Origin of the sequence: Neolewinella xylanilytica (assembly GCF_002934605.1) — a bacterium.
Lineage (GTDB): Bacteria > Bacteroidota > Bacteroidia > Chitinophagales > Saprospiraceae > Neolewinella > Neolewinella xylanilytica.
In genome coordinates, this window is sequence record NZ_PTJC01000005.1 from 1684048 (window position 1) to 1699746 (window position 15699).

Here is a 15699-nt window from a genome sequence, read left to right on the forward strand (position 1 = left end):
ATCCCCTCCAAATCATCCGCCATGACCGCTTACACCACCACCTCCCCGGAACGGGTCACCACCTGGTTCCGCGCCGGCCACACGAGCCAGTTTCCGGTAGGCGCCGGGGCCACGATCAAGTACGGCGACCGCCAGATTGCCGTTTTCTACTTTCACCGTACCGACCGTTGGTACGCCTGCCAGAACCTGTGTCCACACAAGCTGGAAAACGTACTCGGCCGGGGCCTGATCGGCGAGCAGGACGGCATTCCGAAAGTAGCCTGCCCGCTGCACAAACGCACTTTCAGCCTGGAGACGGGGGAGAACCTGAACGGGGAGTGCCCACCGGTAGCCGTGTACCCCGTGAAGATCGAAAACGACTACGTATACGTAGGATTCGCCGACTAGCGCTTACCTTTCGGCTATGTCCGCTACCGATGACCCGAAACTGACCGCCGCATTCGCCGCCTTTGATGCCGCCAACGCCGCCGACCCCCGCTACGTGGATTCCGGCGCCGACGAGGTGCCCTACGAGCTCCTGTACGCACAAAGAATGACGGAGGAATTGAACCGGTACCTTCCCGAGGCCCCCTTGCCCCTGCGCCTCGCCGCCCGCGCCCAGCACCTCGAACGCTGGCGTAGCCCGCGGGAAGATTACCCCATGGACCGGGAGGGCTACCTGCGGTGGCGGGCGGACCTGAAAAAGTTCCACGCGGCCCGCGCCGGGGAGATACTGAGTGAGGTGGGCTTCGGAGCGGAAGTCATCGAGCGCGTGGCCTTCCTGCTGCAGAAAAAACGCTTGAAGCGGGACGACGATACCCAGGCGCTGGAAGACGTGATCTGCATCGTTTTTCTCAAGTACTACGCCGCCGCCTTCGCCGCCGAGCATCCCCACGAAAAGGTCATCGACATCCTGCATAAAACCCTACGGAAAATGTCGGACCGCGGCCGCGATGCCGCCCTCGCCGCCGAGCTGCCGGAAGCCGTGCGCGGCATGGTGCTCGAGGCGATGAAAGGGGCGTAGGCCATGGGAGAAAACCGCATCTTCTCCCGTCTCCGCCGCGCCTACCTGCTGGCCCTTTCGCTCATCGCCCTGGCGTTGATCGGGGAGCTCGTACTGGTGGACGGCTACCTCACGGACCAGGAGCGCGACGCGGAAATCATCAACGTGGCCGGACGCCAGCGTATGCTGAGTCAGCGCATCGCCAAAATGGTCGCCCTCAATCCGCCCGCCGACGCCGCGGACGTGGAAGAATGGCAGCTGCGCCACGGGTGGCTGAAGACCGAACTCAGGGGCCTGCCCGTTCGCCAGGAGCTAGCGGGACTGGACAGCCTGGTATTGCGGCTTTCCAGCCTCGCGCGGGAGGGAGGGGGCGCCGGAGCGCGGGTAGCGGAAGTGGACCGGTTATCCAATGCCTTTCTCCTGCGGATGGACGCCATCGTGGACGACCTCAGCGACATCGCCACCCGGAAGGTGGACCGGCTGCAGGGGGTGAATAAGTGGCTCACCTTACTGACGCTCTTCATCCTCTTCCTGGAACTGCTTTTCATTTTCCGGCCCCTGTCGCAGTTCGTGCGGCGGCAGTTCACCCAGATCCAGACCGAACGCCAGGCGCAGGAGGAAGCCCGGCACGAAGCCGAGGTGGCGGTGCGGGAGAAGGACGCTACGCTGCGCCAGCTCTACGCCCTTAACAGTGCCATCGACGAGGCGGCGCTCTTCGCCTCGTTGCGGGCCGACGGTACCGTGATCCACCTGAGCAAGAAGTTCCGGAGCCTGCTAGGAACGGATGAGCAGCTCGCTAACCGCTCCTTCGCCGAAATCCTGAACCGGGAGGAAGGGCGCCAGGCCCGCATGGAGGAGATCCTGCGCAACGTTGCCGTGACTCCCTGGCGGGGCGAATGGCAGCTGGTGGACGCCCGCGAGCAGCTGCGCTACCTGGAACTGAGCATCCTGCCCGCGCGCCGTGCCGGGGTGGATACCGATCGCTTCGTGCTGGCCACGGACATCACCGAAAGCCACCTCGCCCGCAAGGAACTGAACCGGATGACGGAGCGGCAAATCGCCGAGGAAAAGCAACGCGCCGATCAGCGTGCGCGGCAGACCAGCGAAGCCCAGGAAAAGGAACGGCTGCGCGTTGCCCGCGATCTCCACGACGGGGTGGGGCAGAACCTGACCGCGCTGAAGTTCAGCCTGGAAAGCCTCAAACTGGAAAAAACGGAACGCAACCAGGCCGATCTCGATCGCCTCAAGCGGCTGGCGGGCGACATCATCCGCGGGGTCCGCATGGCCACCTTCAATCTGCGCCCGCCGGAGCTGAGCGACTACGGACTGGCCATCACCCTGGAACGGATGGCCCGCGAGCTGAGTCGGCTGACGGGCGAACGGGTGGTCTGCCAGGTGGATACCTTTGACGTGGAGCTGGACCCGGCCGTCGAACTCAACCTCTACCGCATCACCCAGGAGGCAGTGAATAACGCCATCAAGTACGCGGGGGCGAACTACATCCTCGTCACCCTCTCCGCCGGGGATAACCTCGTCAGCATCACGGTCGACGACGACGGGCGGGGCTTCGACCCGGAGACGGTCAAGACCCGTACCGACGGTTCCGGCCTGGGATTGGCGAGCATGGAGGAACGCATCGCCCAATTGCACGGTCGCCTATTCATCCGTAGCTCGCCGGAAACCGGAACGCGGATCACCATCAACGTACCGCTGCCGAGCCGAACCACGCCTACTTTGCCTCCCGGCTGAAGCTAGCGTTTCCCCTTATTTTGCCCCCTCAACCTTAGCTACCGATCATGCCCACCCAAATCTTACTCGCCGACGATCACGCACTGGTGCGCGACGGTATTCGCCGCCTGCTGGAAGACGAACCCGATCTCCAGGTGGTCGCCGAGGCCGATGACGGGGTCGGCATGCTGGAAATGGTGGAACGCGTCAAACCGGACCTGGCCATCGTCGACATCCGCATGCCCCGCCTGAACGGCATCGAAGCGGTCCGGCAGCTACGGGATAAAGGGGACAAAACCCCCTGCCTGATGCTCTCCATGCACGACAGCGAGGAATACGTGCTACAATCCATCGACGCCGGGGCCTTCGGTTACCTGCTGAAGGACGCCAGCCGGGAGGAATTCCTGCGGGCGGTGCATACTATCGTCGGGGGCGATCGCTACTTCAGCGGTGATCTATCCAATATCCTGATTCGCCAACTAATGAAGTCCGACCGGGGGGTGAGCAGTGCGTCACCTGCCCGGGAGGAAGTCGTCCTGACGCGGCGGGAGCGGCAGATCCTGCCCCTCATCCTCGAGGGGGCCACGAACCAGGAGATTGCCGATCGCCTCGACGTCAGCCGTCGAACCGTAGAGACTCATCGCTTCAACATGATGAAAAAACTCGGCGTCAGCAACAGCAGCGAACTGAATCGTCGGGTACGGGAGCTGGGCCTTCTCTAATTTCAGTGCTCGAGGAAGCCGATGAGGTGCTCCCGGTAGCCGTAATAATCGGGGTGGTTCAGGATCTCCTTCCGCATGCGCGGCCGCTGAAAGCCGATTTCCAGGATGTCGCCGATCTGGGCCCGGGGGCCGGAGGTCATCATAATCACCCGGTCGGCCAGGAAGATCGCCTCGTCAACGTCGTGGGTAATCTGGATGGCGGTGATCTTTTCCTTGTCCCATACCTCTAACAATACGTCCTGAAGTTCGGCCCGCGTCAGGGAATCCAGCATGCCGAAGGGTTCGTCGAGGAGGAGGATCTTCGGTTTCAGGGCGAAAGCGCGCGCGATGCCCACCCGCTGCTGCATGCCCTGGCTGAGTTGATTGGCACGGCGGTACATCGACTGGCCGAGCCCCACCTTGTCCAGGTAGTATTTGACGATATCTTCCCGTTGCTTGCGGGTGCCGTGGGGGAAGACCTGCTCCACGCCCAGCATGACGTTGTCGAAGGCGGTCATCCAGGGAAAAAGGCTCGGCGATTGAAAGATGACGCCCCGATCGGGCCCCGGACCGGTGATGGGAAATTCATTCAGCAGGATCTCCCCCCGCGAAATGGCATTCAACCCGGCGATCATGGTCAGCAGGGTGGTTTTCCCGCAGCCGGAGTGCCCGATGATGGATACGAACTCCTCCTTTTTGATCTGGAGCTGCAGGTTTTCGAGTACGACGTAGTCGCCGGTCGGGGTAGGGTAGATTTTAGTCAGATCGCGGAAGTCGAGCACGACGTCGCGGAGGTTGACGGGGGCGGTGGGGGCGGTAGCTTGCATGGATTCCGTTTTAGGCGCGACGCCACTTGCTTACGAAGCTGCGGCTGCCGGGTTTGATGGGCTGGATGTCGGGAAGGGTGAGGGAGGCATCACGGTCCGGCCGTCCCGCTTCACCGAGTTGGACGAGGTAGTTGAGGATGTCGGTGCGGACGCGTTTGAAGTGGGGGTCGTGGTTCATGTCCGTCTTGTCGCGCGGCCGTTCGAGCTCGATGCGGAATTCCGGGCCCAATCCCGCCGCGGGGCCGGGGTCGAGGGGGATGATGCGATCGGCCATGTAGATGCCTTCGTCCACGTCGTTGGTGATCAGCACGGCACTGCGGCGGTTGGTGCCCCAGATCTGGAGGATTTCATCCTGGAGGTTGCCGCGGGTGAGGGCATCCAGGGCTCCGAGCGGTTCGTCCATGAGCAAGAGATCGGGGTCGGTGGCCAGTACCCGGGCGATGGAGACCCGTTGCCGCATGCCGCCGCTCAGTTCCGCCGGGTGCTTGTCGACCGCGTGACTGAGGCCCACCATTTGCACGAACTTCCGGATGTGCAGATTGCGCTGCTCCTTCGTCCAGTAGGGATACACTTCGTCGACCGCGAGTCCGACATTCTGGTACACCGTATACCACGGGAGCAGGGAGTAATTCTGAAAGATGATCCCGCGCTCCGGCGCCGGTCCGGTGATGGGCTGGCCGCGGTACAGCACCTCCCCTTCGCTGGGTTGCAGCAGTCCGGTCATCAGGTTCACCAAGGTCGTTTTGCCCGAGCCGGTGAAACCTACGATGGCCAAGAATTCACCTTCCTCGATCGTCAGGTTGATGTTAGAGAGCACTTCGGTGCGGGTGTTGCCGTGGCCGTACCATTTGCTTACGTTTTTGAATTCTATTATTGGAAGCATTTTTAGTCTTTTAGCTCTTTAGTCTTTTAGGGGCCGGCTTCGCCGTCGGTTACTCTTTAGGGGGGAGTTGTCTGTTGTCAGTTGTCAGTTGTCAGTTGTCAGTTGTTAGTTGTCGATTGTCAGATTTCGGTTGGGCTTGCCAATTGTTGGTCAGCTTCGCTGGTTAGCCTTTGGGGGGGAGTTGTCAGTTGTCAGTTGTCGGTTGTCGGCCGAGCTTGGTAATTGTTGGTCAGCTTGGCTGGTTTTGTCATCGGTTAGTCGCCTTCGGTAGGTAGTGCGGTAGTAGCTGGCTTAGTGGTTGTTGTTCTCCAGGTTCGGGAAGCTCTCATTGGACTACCCGAAAACCGATAACCAACAACCAAAAATCCAACAACCCCTCAACCCACCGCCTTCTCGAAACTAACCCGCTGCTGCACCCAGAACATGATCCGGTCGAGCAGGAAGCCGACCAGTCCGATGACGAACATGGCGACGATGATCTTGGCGTTGCTGTCCGAGCCGCCGTTCTGGAATTCCTCCCATACGAAAGAACCGAGGCCCGGGCTCTGCGCCAGTAGCTCGATGGCGATGAGGACCATCCAGGCCACGGATACCGTAATGCGCATACCGGTGAAGATGACCGGAATGGCGGAGGGCAGGATCACCTTGAAGATCTTCTTCCCGATACCCAGGTTCAGGACGCGGGCCACGTTCAGGTAGTCCTTGTTGACTGAAGAGACGCCAAGGCTCGTATTGACCAGGGTAGCCCACATCGAGCAGAGCCCTACGCTGATGCAGGAGATGAGAAAGGAGGTGTCGGAATCGCTACCCAGGGTCAGGGTCTTGACGATCATGAATACGAGCAGTAACCACACGACCGGGGAGACGGGTTTGAAGACCTGGATCATCCAGTTGAAGGCGATCCGCAGGGTATCGTTCAGGCCGATGACGATGCCGATCGGAACGGCGATGAGCAGGGAGATCAGAAAGCCCACCGCCACGGTCTTCAGGCTGGTACCGATCTGATCCACGAAGGAAGGGCGGCCGGTGTAGACGATCGGATCCAGGCCCTGTTCTTCCCGTACCGCGTTGAGTTCGGCGGTTTCGGCGCCGAATTCCGCTTTTTTGGAGCTAATCGCGCGGTGGTCGGCCAGGAGTAATCCCGCGGCGTGGACCACCTCGCTGGGGAATGGCAGGGTGTTCGGTTTGCAGCTTACCGCACCGCTGGCGATACAGGCTTCCATTTCTGCGCCGGCTTCCGGTCCCTGTTCCTGCACCGTCCGTTCGATGCGGGCAGCGGCCTCCACCCCGTAGAGGTAGCTTGCGCTGAGTTGCCACAGGAGGAGGAAAACAGCCATGGATGCCAGGGAAATGCCGAGGGTGCGCACTACGCCCGGGAACCGACTCCGGACCTTACTGCGGGCCGGGAGGTAGCGACCTAGTCCGGCCAGGGATGCTTTCGGGGCGGAGGCTACGGGAGCGTCGAAGGGGGGTTGTCCCATGGTAAGTTGTCTTTGGTAGTTTCGGATGCCGCAGATCGCGGTAAGGGGGTGAAGAATTACTGGTCTTTATTGCCGATGGCGAAGCTGGAGAGGTAGCCGATCGGGTCCTTGCCGTCGTAGGTGTTGCCGTCGATGAAGGCATCGGTGGCGGGCTTGTAGCCGTCGGTATCCGGGATCTCCGTGGCGGGGATGTGGCCTTCGGTCACGAGTTCTTCCGCCGCTTGCCGCCAGATATCGGGACGGTAGATTTCCTTAATGGTGCCGTGGTACCAATCGGCCGGCTTGGCTTCCGGGATCTGCCCCCAGCGCCGCATTTGGGTGAGAAACCAGATGCCGTCGGAGTAAAAGGGATAGGTGGCATCGTGGCGGTAAAAGACGTTGAAGTCGGGCATGGAGCGCTTGTCGCCCTTCTCGTACTCGAAGGTGCCGGTCATGGAGTTAGCGAGCACGATGGAGTCGGCACCGACGTAATCGGAGCGGGAAAGAATGCTTACCGCCTGGGTGCGGTTAGCGGGGTCGTCGAGCCAGCGGCCGGCGCGGATCAGGGCCTTGGTGATGGCCTTCGTGGTATTAGGGTACTTGGTGGCGAAATCGGCCCGCATCGCGAATACTTTTTCGGGGTTGTTCTGCCAGATGTCGTAGTTCGTGACTACGGGCACGCCGATCCCCTTGAATACGGCTTGCTGGTTCCAGGGCTCGCCCACGCAGTAGCCGTAGATCGTTCCGGCTTCCAGGGTGGCGGGCATCTGGGGCGGGGGGGTGACGGAGAGCAGCACGTCGGCGTCTACCTGCCCCTGGATGTTGTCGGCGGTGTAGAAGCCCGGGTGGAGGCCGGCCGCCGCCAGCCAGTAGCGGAGCTCGTAATTGTGGGTGGAGACCGGGAAGACCATCCCCATCTTGAAGGGGTTCCCGGCGTTGCGGTATTCCTCGACCACCGGCACGAGGGCGTCCGCCGCGATCGGGTGGACGGGCTTGCCGCTGTCGTCCATATCGAGGTGGGGCTTCATTTTGTCCCAGACATCGTTCGAGACCGTGATGCCGTTGCCGTTCAGGTCCATGGAGAAGGGGGTGATGAGCTGCGCCTGCCGCCCGAAGCCCGCTCCCGCCGCGATGGGTTGGCCGGCGAGCATATGCGCCCCGTCGAGCTGGCCGTCGATCACCCGGTCGAGGATATTCTTCCAGTTGGACTGGGCTTCTACGGTCACGAACAGGCCCTCGTCGCGGAAGTAGCCCATTTCCTTGGCAATCGCCAGGGGTGCCATGTCCGTCAGTTTGATAAAGCCGAAGGTTAACTGGGGTTTTTCAATGGCCGCCAGTTTGCTGGCCCGGGGATTCGCTTCCGCGGAGCCGGTCTGGGCGTTGCTTTCGCCGCAGGAGTGGAGGAGGTAGGAGCAAGCCAGTAGGAGTAGGAATACATGCTTCATGACGGGAGATTTTTAAGGGAGGCTGGTTGGGAATCCGGGCGGGCGGTGGCCCGGGGATTTATTTCTTCTTGTTTTCCGTTTTCAGCAGGCTGGGCTGAAAAGTGATCATGGTCCAGGCCCAGTTATTGGACTGGCGGTTGCCGGGGCGCAGGGTGGTCAGCGTTTCCGTGCCGAGGAGGTGGGAGTAGCCGACGTGCAGGGTGACGGCGTCGGCGAGCTTGCGCACGTACACCAGGTCGAGCTCCGTGCCCAGGGAAGCGCTCAGCTTGTCACCGCTGTCGTCCAGTTGTTCGGAGGCCGTTAGAAAGTGGTGACCGTGGGCGAGCAGGGCGGCCTTGCCCACTTTCCACTTCGTTTTCAGGTAGAGGTCCGTTACGCCGACCGTACCGTTGGCCGGTCCGACGAAGAAGTAGTCCATAAAGCCGTTAAAGGCGTGATTCGTACCGTAGGAGGGGTCGAACCAGGTCACGTCGGCGGATTCGTCGGTATCGTCCTTGCCCGAGATGTACTCGAAGCCCAGCGTCAGGGGAGTAGCCTTGGTGGGATAGGTGGCGTTGATGCCGCCGAGGAGCGCACCCACCGTGTTCCCGCCGAGGCGGCCGGTCTGGGCGTAGAGGTCGCCGGAGAGGGTCACCTTACCCACTTGGTACGTGAAGTAGGTGCCCAGCGTCTGCCGGTTCGAGACGGTAGAGTCGGCATTCTGTAGCGTCTCGTTCATCGCCAGTAGCGAGAGCGTGCCCTTTTCCTCGGCGAAGGTGCGGTTGAACCAGGCGTACTGCAGGCTTTTGTAATTGCCGCTGACGGAGTAGAAGTTGGCGCCGGGGCGCTGGAGCAAAGCCGGCTCGGGAATATCGTCATCGGAATTAAAGGCGAAACCCAGGTGCAGGCGGTTCACTTTCTTTTCCCCTTCGAACTGGAAGAGGAGGGCATCGTGCCGCCGTCCCTGCTGCGCCCATTCCAGTGCGCCGAGGATGCGCTCGTTGTCGTAGCTGATGATCTGGCGGCCCGCTTTCACGGAGAAGCCGGGCGTGAAGCGGTACTGGCCCCAGGCTTCGCTGAGGAAGGTGTTGCCGCCTTCGTTCTTGAAGATCTGCGGCACCTCGCCCCAGAGGCGAACGTCCTGCAGCGCCAGGCGGAAGGTGTACTTTTCTTCGGCGTAGTCCAGGTAGAGGCGGCTGCGCTGCTCCACGAAGAAAGCGGGGTCGAAACCGGAGGAGCTCGGCGTCTTGAAACCGTTGCGGAATTCGGCGCGCGGCCGTACTTCGGCGCTGAGCTCGAACTGGGCGGAGAGCCCGGCGCCCAGCGAGAGGAAGAGAAGAAGGAAGGCGATCTTTTTCATAGCTTGTAATGACTTAGCGAGTGGGTATGCCGTCGGACGTCCGAATGCCCGATGAAACAAATCTACGTAGTGGAAATCAAACTACGTAATTAAATACGTACTTATCTAAGTAATTTTTTCATTGCCCCGCCGAATTACGTATGTTTGTAGCGTCCTAAATGGCCCAATTACGTAGTTAATAACCCCGCCCTATGGCACTGAACCAAGTGAAAACAACCTGTTCGTACTGTGGCGTAGGCTGTGGTATCATCGCTACGCGGGACGGACAGGACCGCCTCACCGTCGAGGGGGACCCCGATCATCCCGCCAATCGGGGCCAGCTCTGCTCGAAGGGCCGTAACCTGAACTACGTAGTTCAGGATCGGTCCGACCGCCTGCTGTATCCCCAAGCGCGGCTCCACCGTCATCACCCCCTGCAGCGGGTCAGTTGGGACCAGGCCCTGGATCGCGCCGCCGCCGTGTTCCGTAGCATCATGGAGGAGCACGGTCCCGACAGCGTAGCCTTTTATATATCCGGACAGTGCCTCACCGAGGAGTACTACCTGGTGAATAAGCTCACCAAGGGCTACCTGGGCACCAACAACATTGATACCAACTCCCGCCTCTGCATGAGCTCCACCGTGGTGGCCTACACGAAGGCGCTGGGAGAGGACGTCGTGCCGGGCACCTACGAGGACATCGACCATACCGACTGCCTCTTCGTAGCCGGCGCCAACCCCGCCTGGTGCCACCCCATCATCTGGCGCCGGGTCGAGGCCCGCAAAGCCGCCCACCCCTCCATGAAGATCATCGTGGTCGACCCGCGACGCACCGATACCTGCGCCCTGGCCGACCTCCACCTGCAGATCAACCCGGGTACCGACGTGCTGCTCTACCACGCCATCGCGCGCCGCCTCTACGATACCGACCGACTGGACCTCGGCTTCATCCGCGATCACACGGAAGCGGACGAGAACTATCTCCGCATCCTGAAATCCTTGCACCTGCGCTCCGCCGCAAAAACCTGCGGCGTCAGCCTGGACGACATCAAGACCGCCGCCAACTACATCGGTGACGCCCGCGCCTTTATGTCCATGTGGGCGATGGGCCTCAACCAGAGCCGCGTGGGCGTGGAAAAGAACGGTGCCCTCATCAACCTGCACCTCCTCACCGGCCAGATCGGCAAGCCAGGGTCCGGCCCCTTCAGCCTCACCGGTCAGCCCAACGCGATGGGCGGGCGGGAAGTGGGGGGCATGGCGAGTCTGCTGGCGGCCCACCGCGTGCTCGCCAATAAGTCGGATCGGGAAGAGGTAGCCCGCTTTTGGGGGGTGGACCGCATCCCCGCCGAACCCGGGCTTACCGCTACCCAGATGTTCGATGCCCTCGAGAGTGGAAAGCTAAAGGCCATCTGGATCATCTGCACCAACCCCTCCGTAAGTCTCCCGAATGCCAACCACGCCGATTCCGCCCTGCGCAAGGCCAAGTTCGTGGTGGTGCAGGACATCAGCCACCGCAGCGATACGGCCGACTACGCCGACCTGCTGCTGCCCGCCGCCGGCTGGCTAGAAAAGACGGGCACGATGACGAACTCCGACCGCCGGGTCAGCTACCTTCAGCCTTTGGTGCCGCCCCCCGGCGAAGCCCGCCCCGACGCCGATATCATCTGCGATTTTGCCCGCCGCATGGGCTACTCCGGCTTCGACTACCGCGACGTCAGCGAGGTGTACGACGAGTACGTGCGCATGACCGCCGGTACCCACATCGACGTCAGCGGCCTGAGCCACGACCGCCTCCGCCGGGAGGGTACCTTTCAGTGGCCGGTGCCTTCACCCGTGCACCCCGGCACGCCGCGGCTGTTTACCGATCACCGCTTTTATACGCCGTCCGGCCGCGCCCGCTTCCTGTCTACCATCTCCCACAACGAGAAGCCCCCGGTAGCCCCGCCCGACCGCCCGTACATTCTCACCACCGGGCGCATCCGGGACCAGTGGCACACCATGACCCGTACCGGCAAGGTGGCCCGGCTGCGCCGCCACATGGACGTGCCCTGCCTGGACATCCACCCGCTGGACGCCGCGGCGGAAAAACTGGAGGACAACCAACTTGCGGTGGTGCACGCCGGCAACGGGGAGGTACGGGTACGCATCCGCTACCAGACCACGCTGAAACGCGGGGTGGTCTTCCTGCCGATGCACTGGGGCAAGACCCTCGGCTCCTCCCTGACCCGCGCGAACAACCTGACCGACGATACCCTCGACCCGTACAGCAAGCAGCCCAACTTCAAATTCGGCTTCGTCGGGGTGAAGGCCTACGTCAAGGCACGGGAGGACATCCTCGTCATCGGGGCCGGCGCGGCGGCCTACCGCTTTATCGCCAGCTACCGCGAGCACAATACGCGCGACCGCATCACGGTCTTCTCCCGCGAGAAAAACGCCTTCTACAACCGGGTCCTCCTGCCCGAATACGTCACCGAGCACCTGAGTTGGGAGCAACTCGAGAAGATCCGCGAACGGGAGCGGCAACGGCTGGACTTCGATCTCCAGCTGGAAACCTCCATCGAGCGGATCGACCGCGAGCACCGGGTGGTGTACACCGCCGCCGGCGACGCCTTTACCTACGACCGGTTGATCATCGCTACCGGTAGCCGCCCCTTCGTGCCCCGCGACGTTCCCCTGCAACTGCCGGGGGTATTTACCATGCGCCGGCGTGAGGACGCGGACCGGCTCAGCCATTACCTGCGCATACCCGAGCGGCCGCGCGACGCACACGTGCTCATTGTCGGCGGCGGGTTGCTGGGGCTGGAACTGGCGGCCAGCATGCAGGACATCGGCGTACGCATTACCCTCGTCCAGCGCAGCAACCGCCTCATGGAGCGGCAACTGGACGCCACGGCCAGCCAGCTGCTGGCGGAGGACGTCGGCGAGCGGGGCATCCAAACGTACTTCCGCAACGAGGTGGACACCATCTTCCCGGTGGGGGCGGGGGAGGGCGCCGGAGCGCGGGAAGCGATGCGGGTAACTTTCAAGAGTGGTATTTCCCTGGTATGCAACGCGGTCGTCTACGCCATCGGCACGCGGCCTAACCTGGAGGTAGCGCGGACCGCCGGACTGAAGTGTACGGGAGGCATCGTGGTAGATGACCGCCTGACGACCAGCGATGCGCACGTGCACGCGATCGGGGAGGTGGCCGAATGGCGGGGTAAACGCTTCGGCATCACCGCCGCGGCCGAGCAGCAGGCGGACGTCCTGGCGGCTTACCTTTCCGGCGACCTCAGCGCCGTCTACGAAGGATCCGTGCCGATGAATATCCTCAAGTTCCGCGACCTGGACCTGTGCAGCCTGGGGGAGGTAAGCGTACCCTCCGGCGCTCCGGGCTACGAGGAGGTGGTGTTCCGTGATCTGAGTCGGCGCTACTACAAGAAATGCGTGATCTACCAGGACCGGCTGGTCGGCGCCGTGCTGATCGGCGACAAGCACGAATTCGCGGAGTACCGGGCGTTGATCGAGGACCGCATCGAGTTGGGGGACCGGCGAGAGGAGCTGCTGCGGTCGGCGGGGAGTAAGGAACCCGTCTTAGGTCGGGTGGTCTGCAGCTGCAACAACGTTGGCGAAGGCAACCTGATCAAGGCCGTGACCGAGGGGTGCCACGGATTCAACGAACTGGTGACCCGGACGGGGGCCGGTTTGGGCTGCGGCAGCTGTAAGCCGGAAGTGAAATCGATTTTGGACCACCAACTCGCCAGTGTATGAGCGCCCAACTGTACCGCGTATCCGTGAAGGGAGGCATTCTTTCCCCCAGTGAGCTACTCACGGTGATCGATCTGGCCCGGGAGCTGGGGTTGGACGGGTTGCACTTCGGCTCCCGCCAGGATATCCTCTTCCCGGTCCGGGAGGAGCAGGCCGACCTACTCCAGCGCTACCCCCGGCTGACGATCGAGTCGCTCGCCGCGAAGCACCACGCCAACATCATGTGCAGCTACGTGGCGGCGGATATCTTTCCTTCCACGCCCTGGCTCACCAGTTCGACTTACCTCTACATCCTCGAGCAGTTCGCCTTCGCCACGCCGCTGGAAATTAACCTTACGGACCCCCGGCAGCGTCTGGTGCCGCTGTTTACGGGTCACCTCAACTTCGTGGCATCGGACGAGGAGGATTTCTGGTACCTCTACGTGAAGCTGCCCGGGTGGCTGCGCATGGAGACCTTCCCCGCCCTCATCCACAGCTGGGACGTGGGGCGAGTAGCCGGCGCCCTCTGCGCCGCTCCGGACGCCGAGAACCTGGACGAAGTAGTACTGACGGCCCACGAAAACGAGGACCTGAACCTGCGCGACGTCCGGAAGGACCTGGCCATTACGTTTAAGCCCTTTCCCTACTACGAGGGTATGAACCGCCTGGATCGCGACCACTACTGGCTGGGACTGTACTGGCGCAACAACTGGTACTCCCTGGACTTCATGGCGGCGGCCTGCGAGCTCTGTCTGGAGCAGCGCATTGGCAAGCTGAGCATTACCCCCTGGAAGAGCTTCATCGTGAGCGGCATTCCGGAGACCGGTCGGCTGACCTGGGAAAAACTGCTGGGCCGGTTCGGGATCAATGCCCGCCACAGCAGCCTCGAACTCAACTGGCACCTGCCGGTAGCGGACGGCGACGCGCTGGAGCTGAAGCGGTACCTGGTGCGGGAATTCGACCGACGGGACATTAGCACCTACGGGCTCACCTTCGGGGTAAGCCGGGGGCGGGACGTGCCCTTCACCAGTATCGTGGTCGAACGGGAGGAACTGCGCTCGGGACTGGTGGACGGATTTGCCGTGCGACCGCTCTACACCCTGAAGTGCGCCAGAAACTTTGACCCCAACACCCGGGAGTACGCCGAATACGCCCGCCGCGTGGACCGCTCCGAGCTCGCCGAGCTCATGGTCGAGATCAGCCAGCTGTACTTCGAGCAACTTAACGAGGAGCAGGAAGAGATCATCGAGAGCAGGACGGCCGCCCAGGAACCGGTACCCACCCGGCAGTTGCAGCAGTGCGGGCGCTGTCGTTCGGTTTACGATCCGGACTACGGGGAGCCGGCGTCGGGCATTGCGGCGGGTACGGCGTTCGCTGGGCTGCCCGCGACCTACCGTTGCTGGACCTGCGGTGGCGGGAAAGAACAATTTTCGGCCATTGTCCTGGCCGTTCCGGTGGGGGAATAAACAATTTCCACGGCCGGCGAGGTTATCTTTGTACCGACCCAGTTATTCTTTTTTCCTTGGCGACCCATATCATTCACCCCCGACAGTTTCTCGATCCGGACCAGCTTGATGCGTTCCTGGAGCGTGGCTGGCGACCGACGGGGCAATCGATTTACACTTCCGACTACCTCCGTACGGACGATGACGAGCTGCACGGCTGTCTGCAGATTCGGCTTCCGCTATCGGGATTCGATTTCAAGAAACGGCACCGGAAGCTCCTGCGCCGCAATGCCAGGCGGTTCCGGGCCCAGCACGCGAAGGCCGGCATTCCCGACCAGGAGTTGCGCGCCGTTAATCGCCGCTACATGGCCGAGCACCCGGACAAAACGCGGGAGGACCTGGAGTACAACGTGATTAACGAGGCGGGGCAGCAGGTGCTCAATACCCACGTGCTGCGCATCTTCGAGGGCGAGCGGCTGGTGGCCTTTAGCTACTACGATCTGGGCCAGCGGGTTGTGTACGCCAAAGCGGGGATTTACGATCCGCTGTATGCTTCGGCCAGTCTGGGCCTGTACACCATGCTCCTGGAGGTGGAGCGGGCACTGGAACTGGGCTTTACGCATTACTATCCGGGCTATTATTCGCCGACCTTTCCGGCCTTCGATTACAAACTGCGGCTTGGGTCGATGGAATACCGGGACATATCAACCGCAGAATGGCGGGCCCATACCACCGATCCGAATACCCAACCCGAGGACCCGTTGCGGATCAACCGCCGTAAACTGGTGGAAGCCCGCGATACCCTCGTGGCGGCTGGCATCCGCGCCGAGTTTCGGGAGTACCCCTCCTTTACGGGACGTTTTCGGCCGGTGCAACAGGGGGAGAACATCATGCTGGACGCGCCGCAGTTGCTGCTGATCGGCCGGCCGTTGCCACTGGAATTCTACTTCGTGCTCACGTACGATAACGAAGTGGGTCGCTACCGCTTCGACGTGGTGCGTACCGCGAATCTGTACGACATGCGGGTGCAGCTACTGAGTCGGGAGGGCGTACCGCGCTTTACGACGCCGGTCGTGGTGCATAGTCGGATCGTGGAAAGCGAACTCCTCCCGGTGGTCGTACGAAAGGTACGGGAGCGGTTGGCCGGGACTTCCCCCGCCTGATCGTTACATTTGCGGCCCACTT

At 62.2% G+C, this 15699-nt stretch carries 12 protein-coding genes; 7 read left to right on the forward strand and 5 right to left on the reverse strand.

From position 1 onward, the window contains the following. Positions 1 to 21: 21 nt before the first annotated feature. From nirD to CLV84_RS06680, 4 genes are read left to right on the forward strand one after another with little or no spacing between them, the layout of a single operon-like run. Positions 22 to 387, forward strand: coding sequence for a nitrite reductase small subunit NirD (gene nirD / locus CLV84_RS06665; RefSeq protein ID WP_104418937.1), 366 nt, complete (start codon positions 22 to 24; stop codon positions 385 to 387). 16 nt (positions 388 to 403) lie between these two features. Further along, entirely contained in the window at positions 404 to 1003 is a 600-nt protein-coding gene (locus CLV84_RS06670) for a DUF4202 domain-containing protein (RefSeq protein WP_104418938.1), read from the forward strand. Between the two features lie 3 nt (positions 1004 to 1006). After that, the gene (locus CLV84_RS06675; protein WP_104418939.1) at positions 1007 to 2731 is read left to right on the forward strand and encodes a sensor histidine kinase; all 1725 of its coding nucleotides are present in this window, start codon (positions 1007 to 1009) and stop codon (positions 2729 to 2731) included. A 47-nt stretch (positions 2732 to 2778) separates the two neighbouring features. Then, the gene (locus CLV84_RS06680; RefSeq protein WP_104418940.1) at positions 2779 to 3432 is read left to right on the forward strand and encodes a response regulator; all 654 of its coding nucleotides are present in this window, start codon (positions 2779 to 2781) and stop codon (positions 3430 to 3432) included. Between the two features lie 2 nt (positions 3433 to 3434). Here the strand turns inward: CLV84_RS06680 and CLV84_RS06685 are convergent, their stop codons facing one another. The 5 genes from CLV84_RS06685 to CLV84_RS06705 all read right to left on the reverse strand — a co-directional run bounded on the left by CLV84_RS06685 (position 3435) and on the right by CLV84_RS06705 (position 9365). Beyond that, positions 3435 to 4238: an ABC transporter ATP-binding protein gene (locus CLV84_RS06685; RefSeq protein ID WP_104418941.1), complete on the reverse strand. Its 804-nt coding sequence runs from the start codon at positions 4236 to 4238 to the stop codon at positions 3435 to 3437. Between the two features lie 10 nt (positions 4239 to 4248). Then, positions 4249 to 5121, reverse strand: coding sequence for an ABC transporter ATP-binding protein (locus tag CLV84_RS06690; RefSeq protein ID WP_104418942.1), 873 nt, complete (start codon positions 5119 to 5121; stop codon positions 4249 to 4251). A 377-nt stretch (positions 5122 to 5498) separates the two neighbouring features. Then, positions 5499 to 6602 carry an ABC transporter permease gene (locus tag CLV84_RS06695; protein ID WP_104418943.1) on the reverse strand — a complete coding sequence of 368 codons (1104 nt, stop codon included), beginning with the start codon at positions 6600 to 6602 and terminating at the stop codon, positions 5499 to 5501. A 56-nt stretch (positions 6603 to 6658) separates the two neighbouring features. Next, the gene (locus tag CLV84_RS06700; protein ID WP_104418944.1) at positions 6659 to 8026 is read right to left on the reverse strand and encodes a CmpA/NrtA family ABC transporter substrate-binding protein; all 1368 of its coding nucleotides are present in this window, start codon (positions 8024 to 8026) and stop codon (positions 6659 to 6661) included. Between the two features lie 58 nt (positions 8027 to 8084). After that, entirely contained in the window at positions 8085 to 9365 is a 1281-nt protein-coding gene (locus CLV84_RS06705; protein ID WP_104418945.1) for an alginate export family protein, read from the reverse strand. 191 nt (positions 9366 to 9556) lie between these two features. Between CLV84_RS06705 and CLV84_RS06710 the strand changes: the two genes are divergently transcribed. From CLV84_RS06710 to CLV84_RS06720, 3 genes are read left to right on the forward strand one after another with little or no spacing between them, the layout of a single operon-like run. After that, positions 9557 to 13093: a nitrate reductase gene (locus tag CLV84_RS06710; protein ID WP_104418946.1), complete on the forward strand. Its 3537-nt coding sequence runs from the start codon at positions 9557 to 9559 to the stop codon at positions 13091 to 13093. Further along, positions 13090 to 14535 carry a rubredoxin gene (locus CLV84_RS06715; protein ID WP_104418947.1) on the forward strand — a complete coding sequence of 482 codons (1446 nt, stop codon included), beginning with the start codon at positions 13090 to 13092 and terminating at the stop codon, positions 14533 to 14535. Before CLV84_RS06710 ends, CLV84_RS06715 begins: the two co-directional genes overlap by 4 nt. Positions 14536 to 14591: 56 nt before the next feature. Continuing rightward, a complete protein-coding gene (locus CLV84_RS06720) occupies positions 14592 to 15677 on the forward strand; it encodes a GNAT family N-acetyltransferase (RefSeq protein ID WP_170067596.1) in 1086 nt (361 codons plus the stop codon). Positions 15678 to 15699: the final 22 nt, after the last annotated feature.